This is a genomic window from Pseudorhodoplanes sp. (assembly GCF_035565855.1).
Classification (GTDB): Bacteria; Pseudomonadota; Alphaproteobacteria; order Rhizobiales; family Xanthobacteraceae; genus Pseudorhodoplanes.
In genome coordinates this window covers 1-14,061 of sequence record NZ_DATMRX010000137.1, presented here as the reverse complement: position 1 = coordinate 14,061, position 14,061 = coordinate 1, and the positions used below count along the sequence as shown (strand labels likewise).

The following is a 14,061-nucleotide window of genomic DNA, read 5'->3' as shown; positions in this document are numbered from 1 at the left end:
CCATATAGCCCGACAGCACACCGTCACAGGCCGTCATCACGCCGCGGTCTTCGATGCCGGAGACGACGTCGCGGATATGGGCGGCGCTGAATACCTCGCCCTTCCATCCGTCGTAACCGAGATGGTTGGAGAATTGCACGGTATTGACCGGCCAGACCTCGGCGCCAACCCGCTGCAGGGGAAAGACCGCGGCGGAATTGCCGACATGGCCATAGGCGACGTGCGACTGGATGGAGAGGATATTCATGTCTTCGCCACTCCCCCCGCGAGCATCGCAGGCAAGTTTACGCAGCCTGCGTGAACTTGGCTGCGTGCGAATGGTGGGGAGGGGTTGGGGGTGGCGGGCAAAACGCGACGATAATCCATGCTGAAAGCCCCCCGCCCCGGTTCACATCGCTTACGCGATGCGAACCGACCCTCCCACCGCTTCGCGGGGGGGAGGGATAAGGCCTACTTCGCCTTCGCTGCCGCTTCGACGAACTTGTTGGTGTAGGTCTTCGACAGGTTGATATTGGCCTTCGCCACCGCCTCGGACGACTGGCTGAACACGTCGAGAACCGCCTTGGCGCCCTTCGGGTCCATCAATCCGGTGTGCGAATACATCGGGATCGTGTTCTTCAGCGCCTCGAGATAGAGCGCCTTGTCGGCGCCGATCAGTTCCGGCGGCATCTTCGCCATGATCTCTTCCGGCGAATGGGTGTGGATCCATTTCAGCGTATTGACGATCGCGGTGGCGAGCGCCTGCGCGGCCTTCGGATTTTTCTCGATCCAGTCCGCCCTGGTGTAGAGCGCGCCGCCCGGATATTCGCCGCCGAAGACGTCGAGCGTATCCTTTTCCGAGCGCGTGTCGGAAAGAATGCGCAGATCCTTGTTGCGGCCCTGAAGCTGCGTTACCGCCGGGTCGAGCATCACCGCAGCATCCACCGAACCCTGCTCCATCGCCGCGACAGCGGTGGCGCCGAGGCCGATGCCGATCACGCCAACCGATCCGGCGTCCACGCCATTCTTCTTCATCAGGTAGTTCAGGAAATAATGCGTCGACGAGCCCGGAGCCGAAACGCCGACCTTCTTGCCCGCCAGATCCTTGATCGAGGTGATGGTCCCTGTCTGCTTCGGCGACACCACGAGGACGAGACCGGGATAGCGGTCATAGACCACGAAGGATTGCAGGTTCTGTCCTTTGGCCGCCAGATTGACGCAATGGTCGAAATAGCCGGAGACGACATCAGCCGACCCGCCGAGCACCGCGGTCAGGGCCTGCGACCCGCCCTTGAAGTCGACCATTTCGACATTGACGCCGGCTTTCTCGTATTCACCGAGCTGCTTGGCCAGCACGGTGGGCAGATAGCACAGGCAGCTCGCGCCGCCGATCGCGATCGTCAGCTTGGATTGCGCGAAGGCCACGCCCGACATCAGCGCAAGCGCGAAGAGCGACGAGACCAGCCGCCGGAACATCGACAACGTCATGAAACCATTCCTCCCGTGACGGAAACAGGCCGTTTGTGGCCGCATTTGACTGCACGATAAAACACCGCGCCGTGCCTGCAAAGTCCGGAGCGGCGTTTCAGACCGGGCCGGCGAAGGTCAGGTCCGCGTATCGGCTGCGTCGGGACGCCACACCAGGAGGCGTTTCTCGACCAGCGTCACGAGCGCGTCGATGACAATCACGAAGGCCGCGAGGACGAACATTCCGGCGAACACGCCGGCGATGTCGAAGGTTCCTTCGGCCTGCAGGATCAGATAGCCGAGCCCCGCCGCCGAACCGAGATATTCGCCGACCACCGCGCCGACCACCGCAAAGCCGACCGAGGTGTGGAGGGACGAGAACATCCACGACAAAGCCGAGGGCCAATAGACGTGCCGCATCAGCTGGCGCTCGTTCATGCCGAGCATCCGGGCATTGGCGAGAACCGTCGGGCTCACCTCGCGCACGCCTTGATAGACGTTGAAGAAGACAATGAAGAACACCAGCGTGACGCCGAGCGCCACCTTCGACCAGATGCCGAGTCCGAACCACAGCGTGAAGATCGGGGCCAGCACGATGCGCGGCAGCGCATTCATCATCTTGACGTAAGGGTCGAAGATCGCGGCGATGAGCGGCTGGCGCGCGAACCAGAATCCGACCAGGACCCCGCCGACCGATCCGATCACAAAGGCCAGCGCCGACTCGGTGAGCGTGATCCACAGATGGCGCCAGATGGTGCCCTCGTAGAACCACTTCCAGATGCGGGCGAAGACGTCGCCGGGGGTGGAGAAAAAGAACGGCGGGACGAGCGGCTTGCCGTCCGCCATCGGAATGGCGGTCAACAGATGCCAGGCCGCCAGCGTGATGAGCATCACCAGGACCTGGAAGCCGACGAGAGTGGCCCGGTTCATCATCCGCCTCCCGTCTGCGCGTAGCCTTTGAGCACTTCGTCCTTCAGCACATTCCAGATCTCGCGATGCAAGTCGTGAAAGGCCTTGTCGAGTTTGACCTCGGAAATGTCGCGCGGCCGGGCGAGCGGCACGCGCCAATCGCCGATGATGCGCGCGGCCGGCCCCGCCGACATGATGACGACGCGGTCCGACAACGCGATCGCCTCTTCCAGATCGTGGGTGACGAACAGCACCGCCTTGCGGTCAGCGCTCCACAAGTCGAGCAGGAGGTTGCCCATGATCTGGCGGGTCTGCGCATCCAGCGGGCCGAACGGCTCGTCCATCAGAAGGATTTTCGGATCGCGGATCAGCACCTGGGCAAGGCCCACCCGTTTGCGCTGCCCGCCCGACAGCATATGCGGATAGCGCCCCGCAAAGCCGGCCAGTCCGACGCGCTGCAGCCATTCCTGCGCGCGCTCACGGGCCTGCCCGGCCGGCGTCCCCGCCGTCTCCAGTCCGATCGCGACATTCTGCAACGCGGTCTTCCACGGAAACAGCGAGTCGGCCTGAAACAGGTAGCCGGCCTGGCGATTCAGATCGCTGAGCGGCGAACCGAATATCTCGGCGCTGCCGGACGATGGCGCGAGGAGGCCCGCCGCGACGTTCAGGAGCGTGGATTTGCCGCATCCGGTCGGGCCGACGATGGCGACGAACTCACCGTCGGCGACCGACAAAGTGGCATCACTGACGGCGGTATAGGTGACGCCCTTGCCCATGCGGAAGGTGATGGTGACGTCGTTCAACGCGACCGCCGCGGTCACAGATTTCGTCCCTGCCGGCATCGCATCGGCAGTCGGTCCCCCCATCACTAAACGCTCCGCTCCCGCCGGTCTTTTGCGAGGACATTACCCGCCGCCCGACGGCAAGCAAGCGTCAGCCGAGTTCCTCATCCCGCTGATTGACGAAAATCAGCACGCCGAGCAGCGTCATATAGAAGCGGAAGGCGGCTTCCTGGCCGTTCCAGGTCTTGGATTGCCACATCGCAAAATATTCGCCAGCCACAACCATGAAGCCGAAGAACCACACCAGAAAGCCGAGCGCCGCCCCGGCGACAAGCCAGACCTTGGCGCGCTGGAAAACCTGCGGCGCGGCGCGAAGCGTGAAAAGCATGGCAAGCGCGGCGATGCCGAGCAGCAGACAGACCAGCCCCTCGGCCGCGATGATCCCTGCATAAGCGAGCGTCCAGATCCGCGGGTCCGTGATGGCGCGGCCGGTCAGCTTGTTGCCCGGAAATGTGGTATCCATGCTGAGCACGTGTTTCACGAATTCGTAGTTTGTGCCGTAATCCACGACGTTGTCGTAAGTGACGATGAATGCGAACGCCGCCAGCGCCGCCGTCATCGCGACTTTCGCAAGCCGGACGATCAGCATGACCTGCCCCCTCTCCTGCCGTGCATATCGCGCTTATGCGCCTTCGCCGGATTCGCCTCAATGACCGAGCGCCGGCTTTTCATCCGCATCGACCTGACCCCGAGCGCACGGGCGCGGGCCGAGGCCGCCGGCCTCGACGTGAACGCCGCGGCTAGCCAGAGCCTCGACGACCGCGTTCAGGTCGGCGATCGCCTTTCGTTCGGCGCCGACCCCGCTGACGATTTCGTGGTGCTGCGCCGCCGTTACCTGATCGGCAGCGGACCCGCGATCCTCGTGCTGGAGCTCGATCACCCGGCGCGGAGTTGAGGCATCGCGGGCGGCCCTTTCATTTGAGGGGCGACCGCCAGGGTGCAACAATGGCGGTCATGGCGCCGATCATCTCCTTCGAGCATGTCAGCAAGATCTACGGCTCGGGCGGCCGTCCGGCCCTCGACGACGTCACGCTCGCGATTGCGCCCGGCACATTCGTTGCGATCGTCGGACAATCCGGCTCCGGCAAGTCCACATTGCTCGGAACGATCAACCGTCTCATCGATCCGAGCGCCGGCATCGTGCGCTTCGAAGGCGACGACATCCGCGATCTCGATGCGATCGCGCTGCGCCGGCGCATCGGTTACGTCTTTCAGGATGTCGGTCTGTTCCCGCACATGACGCTTGCGGAGAATATCGCGATCACGCCGCGCCTCCTGGGCTGGGACGCTCCACGCCGCGACAGGCGTGCCGACGAATTGCTGGACCTCGTCCAACTCCCGCCGGCCGATTACCGCAATCGCTTTCCCGCGGAATTGTCCGGCGGCCAGCGCCAGCGCGTCGGCGTCGCGCGGGCGCTCGCGGCTTCGCCTCATGTCGTGCTGATGGACGAGCCATTCGGCGCGCTGGACCTGCGCACCCGCGACGCGCTCAGCCGCGATTACCGCAAGCTTCACGACGCCCTCGGTCTCACGACCGTGATGATCACCCATGACGTGATCGAGGCGGTGCTGCTCGCCGACAGGATCGCGGTGATCCATGACGGCCGCATCGCAGCCTTCGGCACGCCGCGCGAGCTGATGGACGGCGCACAGAACGCGGATGTGCATGCGCTGATGGACATGCCGCGCCGGCAAGCCGAACGGCTCGCTGCGCTCATCGCCGAGTCCGGCACGTGATTTTTGCCAACCCCGCCTTCGCCGATGCCTTCGCCCGGCTCCCCGATTATCTGAGCCAGCATGTGTTGGTGAGTCTCACGGCGCTGGCGCTCGGCCTTGCCATTAGCTTTCCGCTGTCGCTCTACGCGGTCCGCCGTCCGCATTTGCGCGCGGTGCTGCTCGCGGTCGCCAGCATCGTGCAGACCATACCGGGCCTTGCATTGCTGGCGCTGTTCTATCCGCTCCTGCTCGGTATTGCCTCGCTGACGGCGAAATATCTCGGCTTTGATTTTTCCGCGCTGGGATTTCTGCCATCGGTGCTGGCGCTCGCGCTCTATTCCATGCTCCCGGTGATCCGAAATACGATCACCGGCATCGATGGCGTGGACCCGGCGCTGCTGCGCGCGGCGCGCGGCGTCGGCATGACCGAACGGCAATCGCTGTTCATGGTCGAATTGCCGCTTGCGATGCCCGTCATCATGGCCGGCGTCCGGACGGCGGCCGTCTGGGTGATCGGCACGGCAACGCTGGCAACACCGATCGGGCAGACCAGTCTCGGCAATTACATTTTCAGCGGGCTCCAGACCCAGAATATCGTTTTCGTGCTGTTCGGCTGCGTCGCAGCCGCCTTGCTGGCGCTGACCGTCGATCTCCTGCTCTCGCTGATGGAGCGCGGCGCTGCGCGCAGGCAGCGCGCACCGATCGTTGCCGGTCTCGCCGGGATCGCGCTCGTTGTCGCGCTGTCGCTCGCGCCCTCGCTGAACGCTCAGCGGTCCGGCTACATCGTCGGGGCCAAACCGTTTTCGGAGCAATACATCCTCGCCGCTCTGATCGCGCAACGGCTTGAGGCCAACGGGCTTTCGGCACGGCGCCGCGACGGCCTCGGCTCCAGCGTCATTCTCGACGCGCTCGCCGCGAACGACATCGACGCCTATGTCGATTACACCGGGACGATCTGGGCAAATGCGATGAAGCGGGGCGACATCCGTCCGCGTCAGGAGACGCTGGCCGAGGTCGCGGCATGGCTGAAGCGCGAACGCGGCATCGTGCTCGCTGGCGCGCTCGGTTTCGAGAATGCCTATGCCCTCGCGATGAAGCGCAGCGAGGCCGAGCGGCTCGGTGTGAAGACACTTGCCGACCTTGCGGCGCACGCGCCGCGGCTCACCATCGCCGGCGATTACGAATTTTTCGGCCGCCCCGAATGGGCCGCGATCCGCGACGCCTACGGGCTCAATTTCAAGGCGCAGCGATCCATGCAGGCCGAATTCATGTATCCCGCGGTCGGCAACGAGGTCGACGTGGTCTCGGCCTATACCAGCGACGGCCGGATCGCACAGTACGACCTTGTCGTGGTGGAGGACCCGAAGGGCGTCATTCCACCCTACGATGCCGTGCTGCTGGTCGCACCGAAGCGCGCGGGCGATGCCGCCCTCTTCGCCGCGCTCAAGCCGCTCATTGGCGCGATCGACGTTGAGCTGATGCGCGCCGCCAATCTGCGCGCCAACAAGGGTGAGCTCCCCGAACAGGTGGCGCGATGGCTGACGGAGAGATCAGCCGGCAAATCCGGCGCGCAGCTTCCGCCCGATGAACGCGGGAAGTGACGGTCAGCCTTTCGGGAACATCACCTTGTCGAGCAGCCACTGCGACATTTTCAACTTTTCGCCGCGCGGCAGCTTCTTAAATCCCTCGTCGTGGAATTCCTTGTTCGGCCATGTGGTGCCGGCCGTAACCGCCATGCGCCACTTCACCTGCTCCCTGGTGACGTTGAACACCATCAGGTCGCGCGCGAAGACCAGCGGGCCGTCATAGCTCCTGCGCACCGCTTCGAGATGACCGGGCAGAGTCTCGTCGTCGTTGTAGAAGTGATAGCCGACCGCGAGCCGCGGGTTGCAGAGCGCCAGCACCCGACCGGCCTCTTCGGGATCGGAATGCGCGACCGTGCAGACGCCGCGGGCGGTCCGCTCGTCATATCCGGCGCGCTCCATCATCACCTGCCAGCGGTCGAAGGTCTCGTGGATGAGAATGTCGGCGCCCTTGCCGTTCTCGACCATGAAATATGAGGGCGTGGTGTCGCCGGAATAGACGAGGGTCAGCCCGTTCCATTCCAGTCGCAGCGACACCGGACCGTCATAGATATGCACCGCGGGGAAAGATGTGATCTTCACCCCGTTCTTGTCGTAGATCACGCCGACCTTGTCGTAGGGAAATTCGTGCACGTCCACTTCCGAACCGACGAGCGGAAGAAGGCCGTGCCGCGTGTCGGCATCCCAGCGCAGGGATTCGATCTGGTGCTTCACGAAATGCTTCATTCCGTGCTCGGGGATTTTCCCGGATGGCCCATAGACCTGCAAGGGATGCATGCGCCCGCCGGCCCAGCCGCCCTGGCGGATCTGCATGAAGTCGCCGACATGATCGGTGTGCAGATGCGTGGCGATCACCGCGGTGATGGCGTTGTAGGGAATTTCCAGCGAAACGAAGTTGCGCTGCGTCCCGAAGCCGAAATCGATCAGGAACTTGTCGCCGTTCCCGAGCTCCACCAGCCAGCCGGTGTTGACCTGGTCCTTGCGCAGATAGGGCCGACCGGTCCCGAGTGCGACGATGCGCATTTCGTCCGGCGCCAGCTCTTCGGTGTTCGGGAAATAGTGATCGCGATATTCGCGCATGTCGGACTCCAATCGAAACGTCGGAAAATGATGCGTCAGGCGGCCGACGGCTTTTTGCCCTGCGCCGGCAGCGCCGCCGACGGCTCGTAGCTGGCGCACAACTTGACGAGGAGGCGCGTGAACTGCTCGCGCTCCGGCGCGGTCAGCAACGACAGGAAGCGGCCGCACTCGTTTGCGATCACCACGAACGCCGCGTCGTAAAGCGAGCGGCCGAGCCTCGTCAGCTCCAGTTCGGTGACGCGGGCCTCGCCCGCGGGCTTGCGCCGGACCACGACGCCGGCTCGCGCGAAGCGGTCGATCATGCGGCTGAGCGTCGACGGATCGGTCGCGATGTAATCGGCAATGCCCGCTGGCCGGTTGAGCGGCGTATTGGCAAGCGTCGCCAGCAGCCGCCAGTCGTGGATGGTCAGGCGCTTCACCCGGAATGCCTTTTCCAGCCGCGCATTGAAGCGCCGCGTCAACGAATTGAGCAGGAACGGGACGAAGGCTTCCAGGTCGAATGCGGCGGCGGTCGTTCGCGTTCGCGACGGTTTCCTGGTCATCGCTGCATCAGTTCTTGGGACGGCCGATTTTGCCGATCAGCGATCCGATGGTGCCGGAATCGCGCGAGATCCGTTCGGCAAAGGCCGGTCCATCGAGATACCGCACGTTCTGGCGCGACTTCCTCATGGTCTCGGCGAAGGCTTCCGCCTTCACGGCCGTGGCACAGGCGCTGCGAAGCTTCGCAAGCACATCGGCCGGCAGCCCCTTCGGCGCGAACAGGCCGTTCGGCGTCCCGAAGCCCGCGGTGAAACCGAGTTCTTTCGTGGTGGGCACATCGGGAAATGCCGCGAGACGTTCATCGGCGAAGATCGCGAGCGGACGGACATTCTTTCCGATCACCGCCGCATCGCCCGACATCAGCACGTCGATATGATTGCCGAGCAGGCTGTTCAGCGCGGGCGCATCGCCGCGGAACGGCACCGCCGTCGCCCGCATGCCGGTCTCCGCTGCCAGATGCAGCATCAGCAGATGTGGCACGGAGCCGGGACCCGGATGGCCGTAGGTCAGCTTGTCCGGGTTCTGCCGCGCATAGTCCACGAGATCCTTGAAGGTCTTGTGCGGGCTTTCGCTCGAAACCGAGGCGACCACGAACACATCGGTCACCTGGCAAACGTAATCGAAGGACTTGGTGTTATAGCGCAGGTCGTCACGCAGATGCGGCTGCGCGGTCACCGGACCCATCGCCGAGAAGCCGAGCGTGTAGCCGTCCGGCGCCGCAGCGGCGACCGCACCGGTGCCGATCGTTCCGGCTGCGCCGTCCTTGTTGCTGACCACCACCGGCTGGCCGAGCGCCTTCGAAAAGGCGTCGGCGAGCGATCGCGCGGCGAGGTCGCTGTTGGCGCCCGCCGGGAACGGCACCACGATCTCGATGTTGCGGGCGGGATAGCTTTGCGCGGCCGCCGGCACAGCGCCCATCGTCAGGCCCGCGGCGAGCACGACAGCGACGACCGCAGGTCCGCACGACAAAGGCCGGAACATGACACCCCCCTCTTCATTCCGACGGAGCGTCACATCTCCGGCTACGGCGCGCCAGTGCATCGAATTGCATATGCAATTGCAAGCGAAATTTTGGCCCGCCGGGACCTCCGGGCTCAATTCTTCGCGGGCGTCATCATCCGATCGGCGAGCGCGGTGTCGAAGAACTGCGTATAGGACGCCACCTTCCCGTCCCGGAATTCGAACAGGTCGAGCGACTCGGTGACGGCAATGCTTCCCGTCGTCCGCGATCGCACCGTGAATCGAATGCGCACCGCAGCCTTCGATCCTTCGACGACCGAGTCGACGATATCGAGCTTCTGAAACTCGAACGCGTTGACGAGTTGCGCCATCTCTTTACGGATGCCGCCTTCGCCTTCGGTCGCGACCGCGACAGTTGGCAGCGGCGGCGCTGCATTCAGCGAAAACCTCGCGTTCGCCGCGAACGCGGCGACGATCCCCTCCACGTTGCCACTCACGCGGGCGGCGTAAGCGTCGCCGATCACCCTCATCATCTCTTCGCGTGTCATATCTCGCACCTCCGACCTCGCCCCTCCGAGAGACACAATCATGGCGCGAGCGCTGCGAAGTGTCCACTGTGAGGCGAATGCGTGCGAGACACAAAAAAGGGCCCGGCGAAGCGGGCCCTTCACTATTGCCGGCGAGGCAAAGGCGCAGCTCAGTTCCGCGCCTTGTCGACCAGCGCGCGCTGCTTGATCCACGGCATCATTTCGCGCAGGCGCGCGCCGACTTGCTCGATGTCGTGCGCCGCGAGCTTGGCGCGCGTCGCCTTGAAGGAGGTCTGGTTGACCTTGTTCTCGAGCATCCAGTTGCGCGTGAACTTGCCGGACTGAATGTCATCCAGCACGCGCTTCATCTCGGCCTTGGTCTCCGCCGTGATGATGCGCGGCCCGGTGACATACTCGCCATATTCGGCGGTGTTCGAGATCGAGTAATTCATGTTGGCGATGCCGCCCTCGTAGATGAGGTCGACGATCAGCTTCACCTCGTGCAGGCATTCGAAATACGCCATCTCCGGCGCATATCCCGCTTCGACCAGCGTCTCGTAGCCGGCCTTGATCAGTTCCACGAGGCCGCCGCAGAGCACCGTCTGCTCGCCGAACAGATCGGTCTCGCATTCCTCCTTGAACGTCGTCTCGATGATGCCGGCGCGGCCGCCGCCGATCGCCGAGGCGTAGCTGAGGCCGAGATCGTGCGCATTGCCCGAGGCATCCTTGTGGATCGCGATCAGGCAGGGCACGCCGGCGCCGCGCTGATATTCGCCGCGCACGGTATGCCCCGGCCCCTTCGGCGCCACCATCAGCACGTCGAGATCGGGCCGCGGCTCGATCAGGTTGAAATGCACATTCAGGCCATGCGCGAACAGGAGCGCCGCGCCCTCCTTCATGTTGTCGTGGAGGTGTTCGCGATAGATGTCGCCCTGCAGTTCGTCGGGCGTGAGCATCATGATGACGTCGGCCCATTTGGCGGCCTCGGCCACTTCCATGACCTTGAACTTCTCGGCCTCGGCCTTCTTGGCGGAGGCGGAGCCCTTACGCAGCGCGATCGCCACGTCCTTCACGCCGGAATCCCGAAGATTGAGGGCATGGGCATGACCCTGGCTGCCATAGCCGACGACGGCGACCTTCTTGCCCTTGATCAGGTTCAGGTCAGCATCCCGGTCGTAATAAACGCGCATCATCAACCCCTGAAATGGCGGCTCCCGGCCGCGTCTTGAGGCGCGCCGGAGGCGGTTCCGGCACGGTTCGCAGGGTTTCTAGGGGTCCGGGGGCGCGCCGACAAGCCCGGAATGGGCAAGGCCGGGTCCCGGATCCTGCCGGTCCGCTTCTGCCGGGCGCGCAAGGAATGCGGCCTTTTCTCAAGACTCCAGGGGACCCCGGCCGGGGCCGCGGTCGGCGGAACCCGTTCGAGATTGGCTCTCGGCGGCTCAGATCACCATCGGCACGATGCTGGCGACGAGGAGGAGCGCCATCGCGAAGTTGAAGATCCGGGCATGTTTCGGATCGGCGAGGACACGGCGCAGGGCGACACCGAATCCGGTCCAGGTCGCGACGGCAAGAATGGTGGCGACCGTATAGACGATCTGCAGCACCGTGAAATCTGCGACCCAATGCGCCGGGCGGACATAGAGCGCGACCCCGCTGAGGGCTGCGACAAGCGCCTTGGGATTGAGCCATTGAAACAGCGCCGCCTGCCAGAATGAGATCGGTTCGGCGACCTGAGGCTCGTCATCCGAAGCCGGCGCCGATGTTGCGATCTTCCAGGCAAGCCACAACAGGTAAAGCGCGCCCGCCACTTTCAGCGCGACCTGAAGCGGCGGATAGGCCGCGAAAGCCGCGCCGAGGCCCGCGGCACAGACCGAGACCAGAACGAAGAATCCGAAGGTGATGCCGAGGATATGCGGAATGGTCCGGGCGAAGCCGAAATTCACCCCCGACGCCGTGACCATGATGTTGTTCGGGCCCGGCGTGAACGCCATGGCCGCGGCAAAGGCGACCAGCGCGCTGAACATGTCGATTGGCATCACGATTGGCCTCCGGCGCGGGTGTCATAGCGCCACAGGCTTCGATCCCGCAAATGACCGGACTAATCCGATGACGGCCCCGTGCGCAGCGCCCGCAGCGCGTTGAGAATGACCGCAACGTCGATCAGTTCCTGCAGGAGTGCGCCCTGCACGGGCGGCAGAAACCCGAGTGCGGCCGCGAACATCGCAAGCACCGACAGGCCGAGGCCCGCGATCACGCTCTGCAATGCGATGCGCCGTGAACGCTGGGCGATGACCACCGCGGTGACGATGCGGCCGAGCTGATCGACAAGAAGCACGACATCCGCCGCCTGCGCCGATGCCGCCGCACCCCGCGCACCCATCGCAACGCCGGCATCGGCGGCCGCGAGCGCCGGCGCGTCATTCACGCCGTCACCGACCATCATGACCGGACCGCCGCTGCGCTCTGACAGCACCACCTGCACCTTCTGGTCCGGCGACAGCTCTGCCTGCACGGCATCGACCTCCAGCCCGCCGCTGACGGCCTTCGCCACATCGGCGCGATCGCCGGTCGCAAGCACGATGCGCTGGATTCCGAGCCTGCGCAGCCGCTCCAGCAGCCCGGCCGTGCCCTCCCGCAGCCGGTCGGTCAGAATGATGACGCCGGCATGTGCGCCGTCGATAGCCACATGAACGATGAGCGCTCCGGGCGGCAGTTTGGCGCGGCGGGCGATTGTCTCGCCGATGACCGAGGACACGAAACTGCGTCCGCCGACGGCGACCCGATGCCCGTCGACCAGCCCGGTCACGCCCTCACCCGGCGTCTCGGACACCCGCGTCGGGACGGCCAGCCCGACACCGCGCCTGCGGGCCTCCGCGACAATCGACGCTGCCACCACATGCGGCGAGGCCTGATCGAGCGAAGCGGCGAGGCGCAACACGGTGTCCGCGTCGCTTTGCCCGGTCACAATGATCTCGGAGACCTCGGGCCGGCCCATGGTCAGCGTACCGGTCTTGTCGATTACGAGCGCGCGGATGCGGCCCATCGCTTCGAGCGCTGCGCCGCTCTTGATCAGGATGCCGCTGCGCGCCGCGCGCGACATGCCGGAGACCCAGGCGATCGGGACCGCGAGAATGAGAGGACACGGCGTCGCGACCACCAGAACTGCAACGGCACGGACCGGGTCGCCGGTGCCGAACCATGCAGCGCCTGCGAGCACGACAGTCACGACGAGGAACAGCAGCGAATAGCGATCGGCCAGACGAGCCATCGGCGCGCGCGAGCGCTCCGCCTGTTCGACAAGGCGCACGATGGCGGCATAGGTGCTTTCGCTCGCCCGATGCGTTGCGACGAGATCGAAGGCCTCGCCGACATTGGTCGAGCCGCTCAGCACGTCGGCGCCAGCGCCGAACTGCACCGGGATGGATTCGCCGGTCAGCGCCGACTGGTCGAGCACCGCAGTTCCCGCCGCCACCGTGCCATCGACCGGCACGATATCGCCGCGGCGGATCAGCAGCCGGTCGTCCGGCACGATCGAATCGATCGGCACTTGCTCGAGACCGCCGCCGCCATGCCGAATGGCCGTACGGGGCACTCGCTCGAGAAGCAGCGACATGTCCCGGCGTGCGCGCTGCGCGGCGAAACTTTCGAGATATTGTCCGCCGGCATACATCAGCGCCACGATGGCAGCGGCGAGATATTCGCCGACAGCCAGCGCTGCGGTCATCGACAGAGCCGCGACCACATCGAGGCCGATATTTCCGGCGCGCAGGCTCTGCCAGATCTCGACAATCAGAGCGGCAAGGACCGGGATGACCGCGGCGGCCCAGATCGCATTGGCGATGGCGCCATAGCCAAGCACGTGCGCGGCGAGCCCGGCGGCGAGGCCAGTCGCGGCGATGGCGATCAGCGCGCGACGCAGCGCGGGCCCGTGGCTTTCATTCACCTGACGTCACTTTGCGGCGGCTACAATGACGACCGTAAAGGCCAATAGCGCTGGCGGCGCCATTCTGCAAATCGGCGGCGACAGCCGCCGCCGGCGGCGCAGGTCGCTCGCCGCTACATCGCGTCCGGACCGCGGCCGATCGCCACCACGCCGGTGCGCGACACTTCGACAAGGCCAAGCGGCAACATCAGCTCGACAAACTGATCGATCTTGTCGCTCTTGCCGGTGATCTCGAACACGAAGCTCTCGGTGGTGGCGTCGATCACGCGGGCGCGGAACGCATCGGCGAGACGCAGCGCCTCTACGCGATGATCGCCCTTGCCGCGCACCTTCACCATCGCGAGTTCGCGCTCCAGCGAAGGGCCGGAGACCGTGAGGTCGATGACCCGATGCACCGGCACGAGACGCTCGAGCTGATTCTTGATCTGCTCGATCACCATCGGCGTGCCGAAGGTGACGATGGTGATGCGCGAGATGTGCTTCTCGTGTTCGGTCTCCGACACGGTCAGCGAGTC

The 14,061-nt window shown here is 65.0% G+C and carries 15 protein-coding genes and 1 pseudogene; 3 read left to right on the top strand and 13 right to left on the bottom strand.

Annotated elements, in window-relative coordinates; all coding sequences use genetic code 11:
* The 5 genes and pseudogenes from VN004_RS07805 to VN004_RS07785 form a co-directional block, all read right to left on the bottom strand.
* Nucleotides 1–247, bottom strand: a pseudogene (locus VN004_RS07805) (pyridoxal kinase); the annotation flags it as partial.
* A gap of 203 nt (nt 248–450) precedes the next feature.
* Nucleotides 451–1,467, bottom strand: a complete 1,017-nt coding sequence (locus tag VN004_RS07800; protein ID WP_325608662.1) for an ABC transporter substrate-binding protein — start codon at nt 1,465–1,467, stop codon at nt 451–453.
* 117 nt (nt 1,468–1,584) lie between these two features.
* Nucleotides 1,585–2,376 carry an ABC transporter permease gene (locus VN004_RS07795; protein ID WP_325608660.1) on the bottom strand — a complete coding sequence of 264 codons (792 nt, stop codon included), beginning with the start codon at nt 2,374–2,376 and terminating at the stop codon, nt 1,585–1,587.
* Nucleotides 2,376–3,221, bottom strand: coding sequence for an ABC transporter ATP-binding protein (locus VN004_RS07790; protein WP_325608658.1), 846 nt, complete (start codon nt 3,219–3,221; stop codon nt 2,376–2,378). The genes VN004_RS07795 and VN004_RS07790 overlap by 1 nt, the downstream gene beginning before the upstream one ends.
* A gap of 67 nt (nt 3,222–3,288) precedes the next feature.
* Nucleotides 3,289–3,783 (bottom strand): DUF2165 domain-containing protein, encoded by a 495-nt coding sequence (locus VN004_RS07785; protein WP_325608666.1) that lies wholly within the window; start codon nt 3,781–3,783, stop codon nt 3,289–3,291.
* 63 nt (nt 3,784–3,846) lie between these two features.
* Between VN004_RS07785 and VN004_RS07780 the strand changes: the two genes are divergently transcribed.
* Genes VN004_RS07780 through VN004_RS07770 form a run of 3 tightly spaced genes read left to right on the top strand, consistent with a single transcriptional unit; the run spans nt 3,847 to nt 6,514 of the window.
* A complete protein-coding gene (locus VN004_RS07780; RefSeq protein ID WP_325608656.1) occupies nt 3,847–4,092 on the top strand; it encodes a hypothetical protein in 246 nt (81 codons plus the stop codon).
* Nucleotides 4,093–4,142: 50 nt separating this feature from the next.
* Nucleotides 4,143–4,934, top strand: coding sequence for an ATP-binding cassette domain-containing protein (locus tag VN004_RS07775; RefSeq protein WP_325608654.1), 792 nt, complete (start codon nt 4,143–4,145; stop codon nt 4,932–4,934).
* Nucleotides 4,931–6,514, top strand: coding sequence for an ABC transporter permease/substrate-binding protein (locus VN004_RS07770; protein ID WP_325608652.1), 1,584 nt, complete (start codon nt 4,931–4,933; stop codon nt 6,512–6,514). Before VN004_RS07775 ends, VN004_RS07770 begins: the two co-directional genes overlap by 4 nt.
* 3 nt (nt 6,515–6,517) lie before the next feature.
* On the opposite strand, the gene gntH is transcribed toward VN004_RS07770, so the two are convergent.
* From gntH to ilvN, 8 genes are all read right to left on the bottom strand, one after another.
* Complete coding sequence (gene gntH / locus VN004_RS07765; RefSeq protein ID WP_325608650.1) at nt 6,518–7,576, bottom strand: guanitoxin biosynthesis MBL fold metallo-hydrolase GntH; 1,059 nt, start codon at nt 7,574–7,576, stop codon at nt 6,518–6,520.
* A 35-nt stretch (nt 7,577–7,611) separates the two neighbouring features.
* Nucleotides 7,612–8,118, bottom strand: a complete 507-nt coding sequence (locus VN004_RS07760) for a MarR family winged helix-turn-helix transcriptional regulator (RefSeq protein ID WP_325608647.1) — start codon at nt 8,116–8,118, stop codon at nt 7,612–7,614.
* A gap of 7 nt (nt 8,119–8,125) precedes the next feature.
* Nucleotides 8,126–9,097, bottom strand: a complete 972-nt coding sequence (locus VN004_RS07755; protein WP_325608645.1) for a tripartite tricarboxylate transporter substrate binding protein — start codon at nt 9,095–9,097, stop codon at nt 8,126–8,128.
* Nucleotides 9,098–9,210: 113 nt separating this feature from the next.
* Nucleotides 9,211–9,624 carry a nuclear transport factor 2 family protein gene (locus VN004_RS07750; RefSeq protein WP_325608643.1) on the bottom strand — a complete coding sequence of 138 codons (414 nt, stop codon included), beginning with the start codon at nt 9,622–9,624 and terminating at the stop codon, nt 9,211–9,213.
* Nucleotides 9,625–9,773: 149 nt separating this feature from the next.
* Nucleotides 9,774–10,793 (bottom strand): ketol-acid reductoisomerase, encoded by a 1,020-nt coding sequence (gene ilvC, locus VN004_RS07745; protein ID WP_325608641.1) that lies wholly within the window; start codon nt 10,791–10,793, stop codon nt 9,774–9,776.
* A 249-nt stretch (nt 10,794–11,042) separates the two neighbouring features.
* Nucleotides 11,043–11,639 (bottom strand): LysE family translocator, encoded by a 597-nt coding sequence (locus VN004_RS07740; RefSeq protein WP_325608664.1) that lies wholly within the window; start codon nt 11,637–11,639, stop codon nt 11,043–11,045.
* A gap of 62 nt (nt 11,640–11,701) precedes the next feature.
* Nucleotides 11,702–13,546, bottom strand: coding sequence for a heavy metal translocating P-type ATPase (locus VN004_RS07735; RefSeq protein WP_325608639.1), 1,845 nt, complete (start codon nt 13,544–13,546; stop codon nt 11,702–11,704).
* A 113-nt stretch (nt 13,547–13,659) separates the two neighbouring features.
* A partial coding sequence (ilvN, locus tag VN004_RS07730) for an acetolactate synthase small subunit (RefSeq protein WP_325608637.1) occupies nt 13,660–14,061 on the bottom strand: 402 nt, incomplete at its 5' end.

Bases quoted from the DNA above. Each gene is read 5' to 3' on its own strand.
- VN004_RS07800 (WP_325608662.1), bottom strand. From the start codon at position 1,467: ATGACGTTGTCGATGTTCCGGCGGCTGGTCTCGTCGCTCTTCGCGCTT.
- VN004_RS07795 (WP_325608660.1), bottom strand. From the start codon at position 2,376: ATGAACCGGGCCACTCTCGTCGGCTTCCAGGTCCTGGTGATGCTCATC.
- VN004_RS07790 (WP_325608658.1), bottom strand. From the start codon at position 3,221: ATGGGGGGACCGACTGCCGATGCGATGCCGGCAGGGACGAAATCTGTG.
- VN004_RS07780 (WP_325608656.1), top strand. From the start codon at position 3,847: ATGACCGAGCGCCGGCTTTTCATCCGCATCGACCTGACCCCGAGCGCA.
- VN004_RS07775 (WP_325608654.1), top strand. From the start codon at position 4,143: ATGGCGGTCATGGCGCCGATCATCTCCTTCGAGCATGTCAGCAAGATC.
- gntH (WP_325608650.1), bottom strand. From the start codon at position 7,576: ATGCGCGAATATCGCGATCACTATTTCCCGAACACCGAAGAGCTGGCG.
- VN004_RS07760 (WP_325608647.1), bottom strand. From the start codon at position 8,118: ATGACCAGGAAACCGTCGCGAACGCGAACGACCGCCGCCGCATTCGAC.
- VN004_RS07755 (WP_325608645.1), bottom strand. From the start codon at position 9,097: ATGTTCCGGCCTTTGTCGTGCGGACCTGCGGTCGTCGCTGTCGTGCTC.
- VN004_RS07750 (WP_325608643.1), bottom strand. From the start codon at position 9,624: ATGACACGCGAAGAGATGATGAGGGTGATCGGCGACGCTTACGCCGCC.
- ilvC (WP_325608641.1), bottom strand. From the start codon at position 10,793: ATGCGCGTTTATTACGACCGGGATGCTGACCTGAACCTGATCAAGGGC.
- VN004_RS07740 (WP_325608664.1), bottom strand. From the start codon at position 11,639: ATGCCAATCGACATGTTCAGCGCGCTGGTCGCCTTTGCCGCGGCCATG.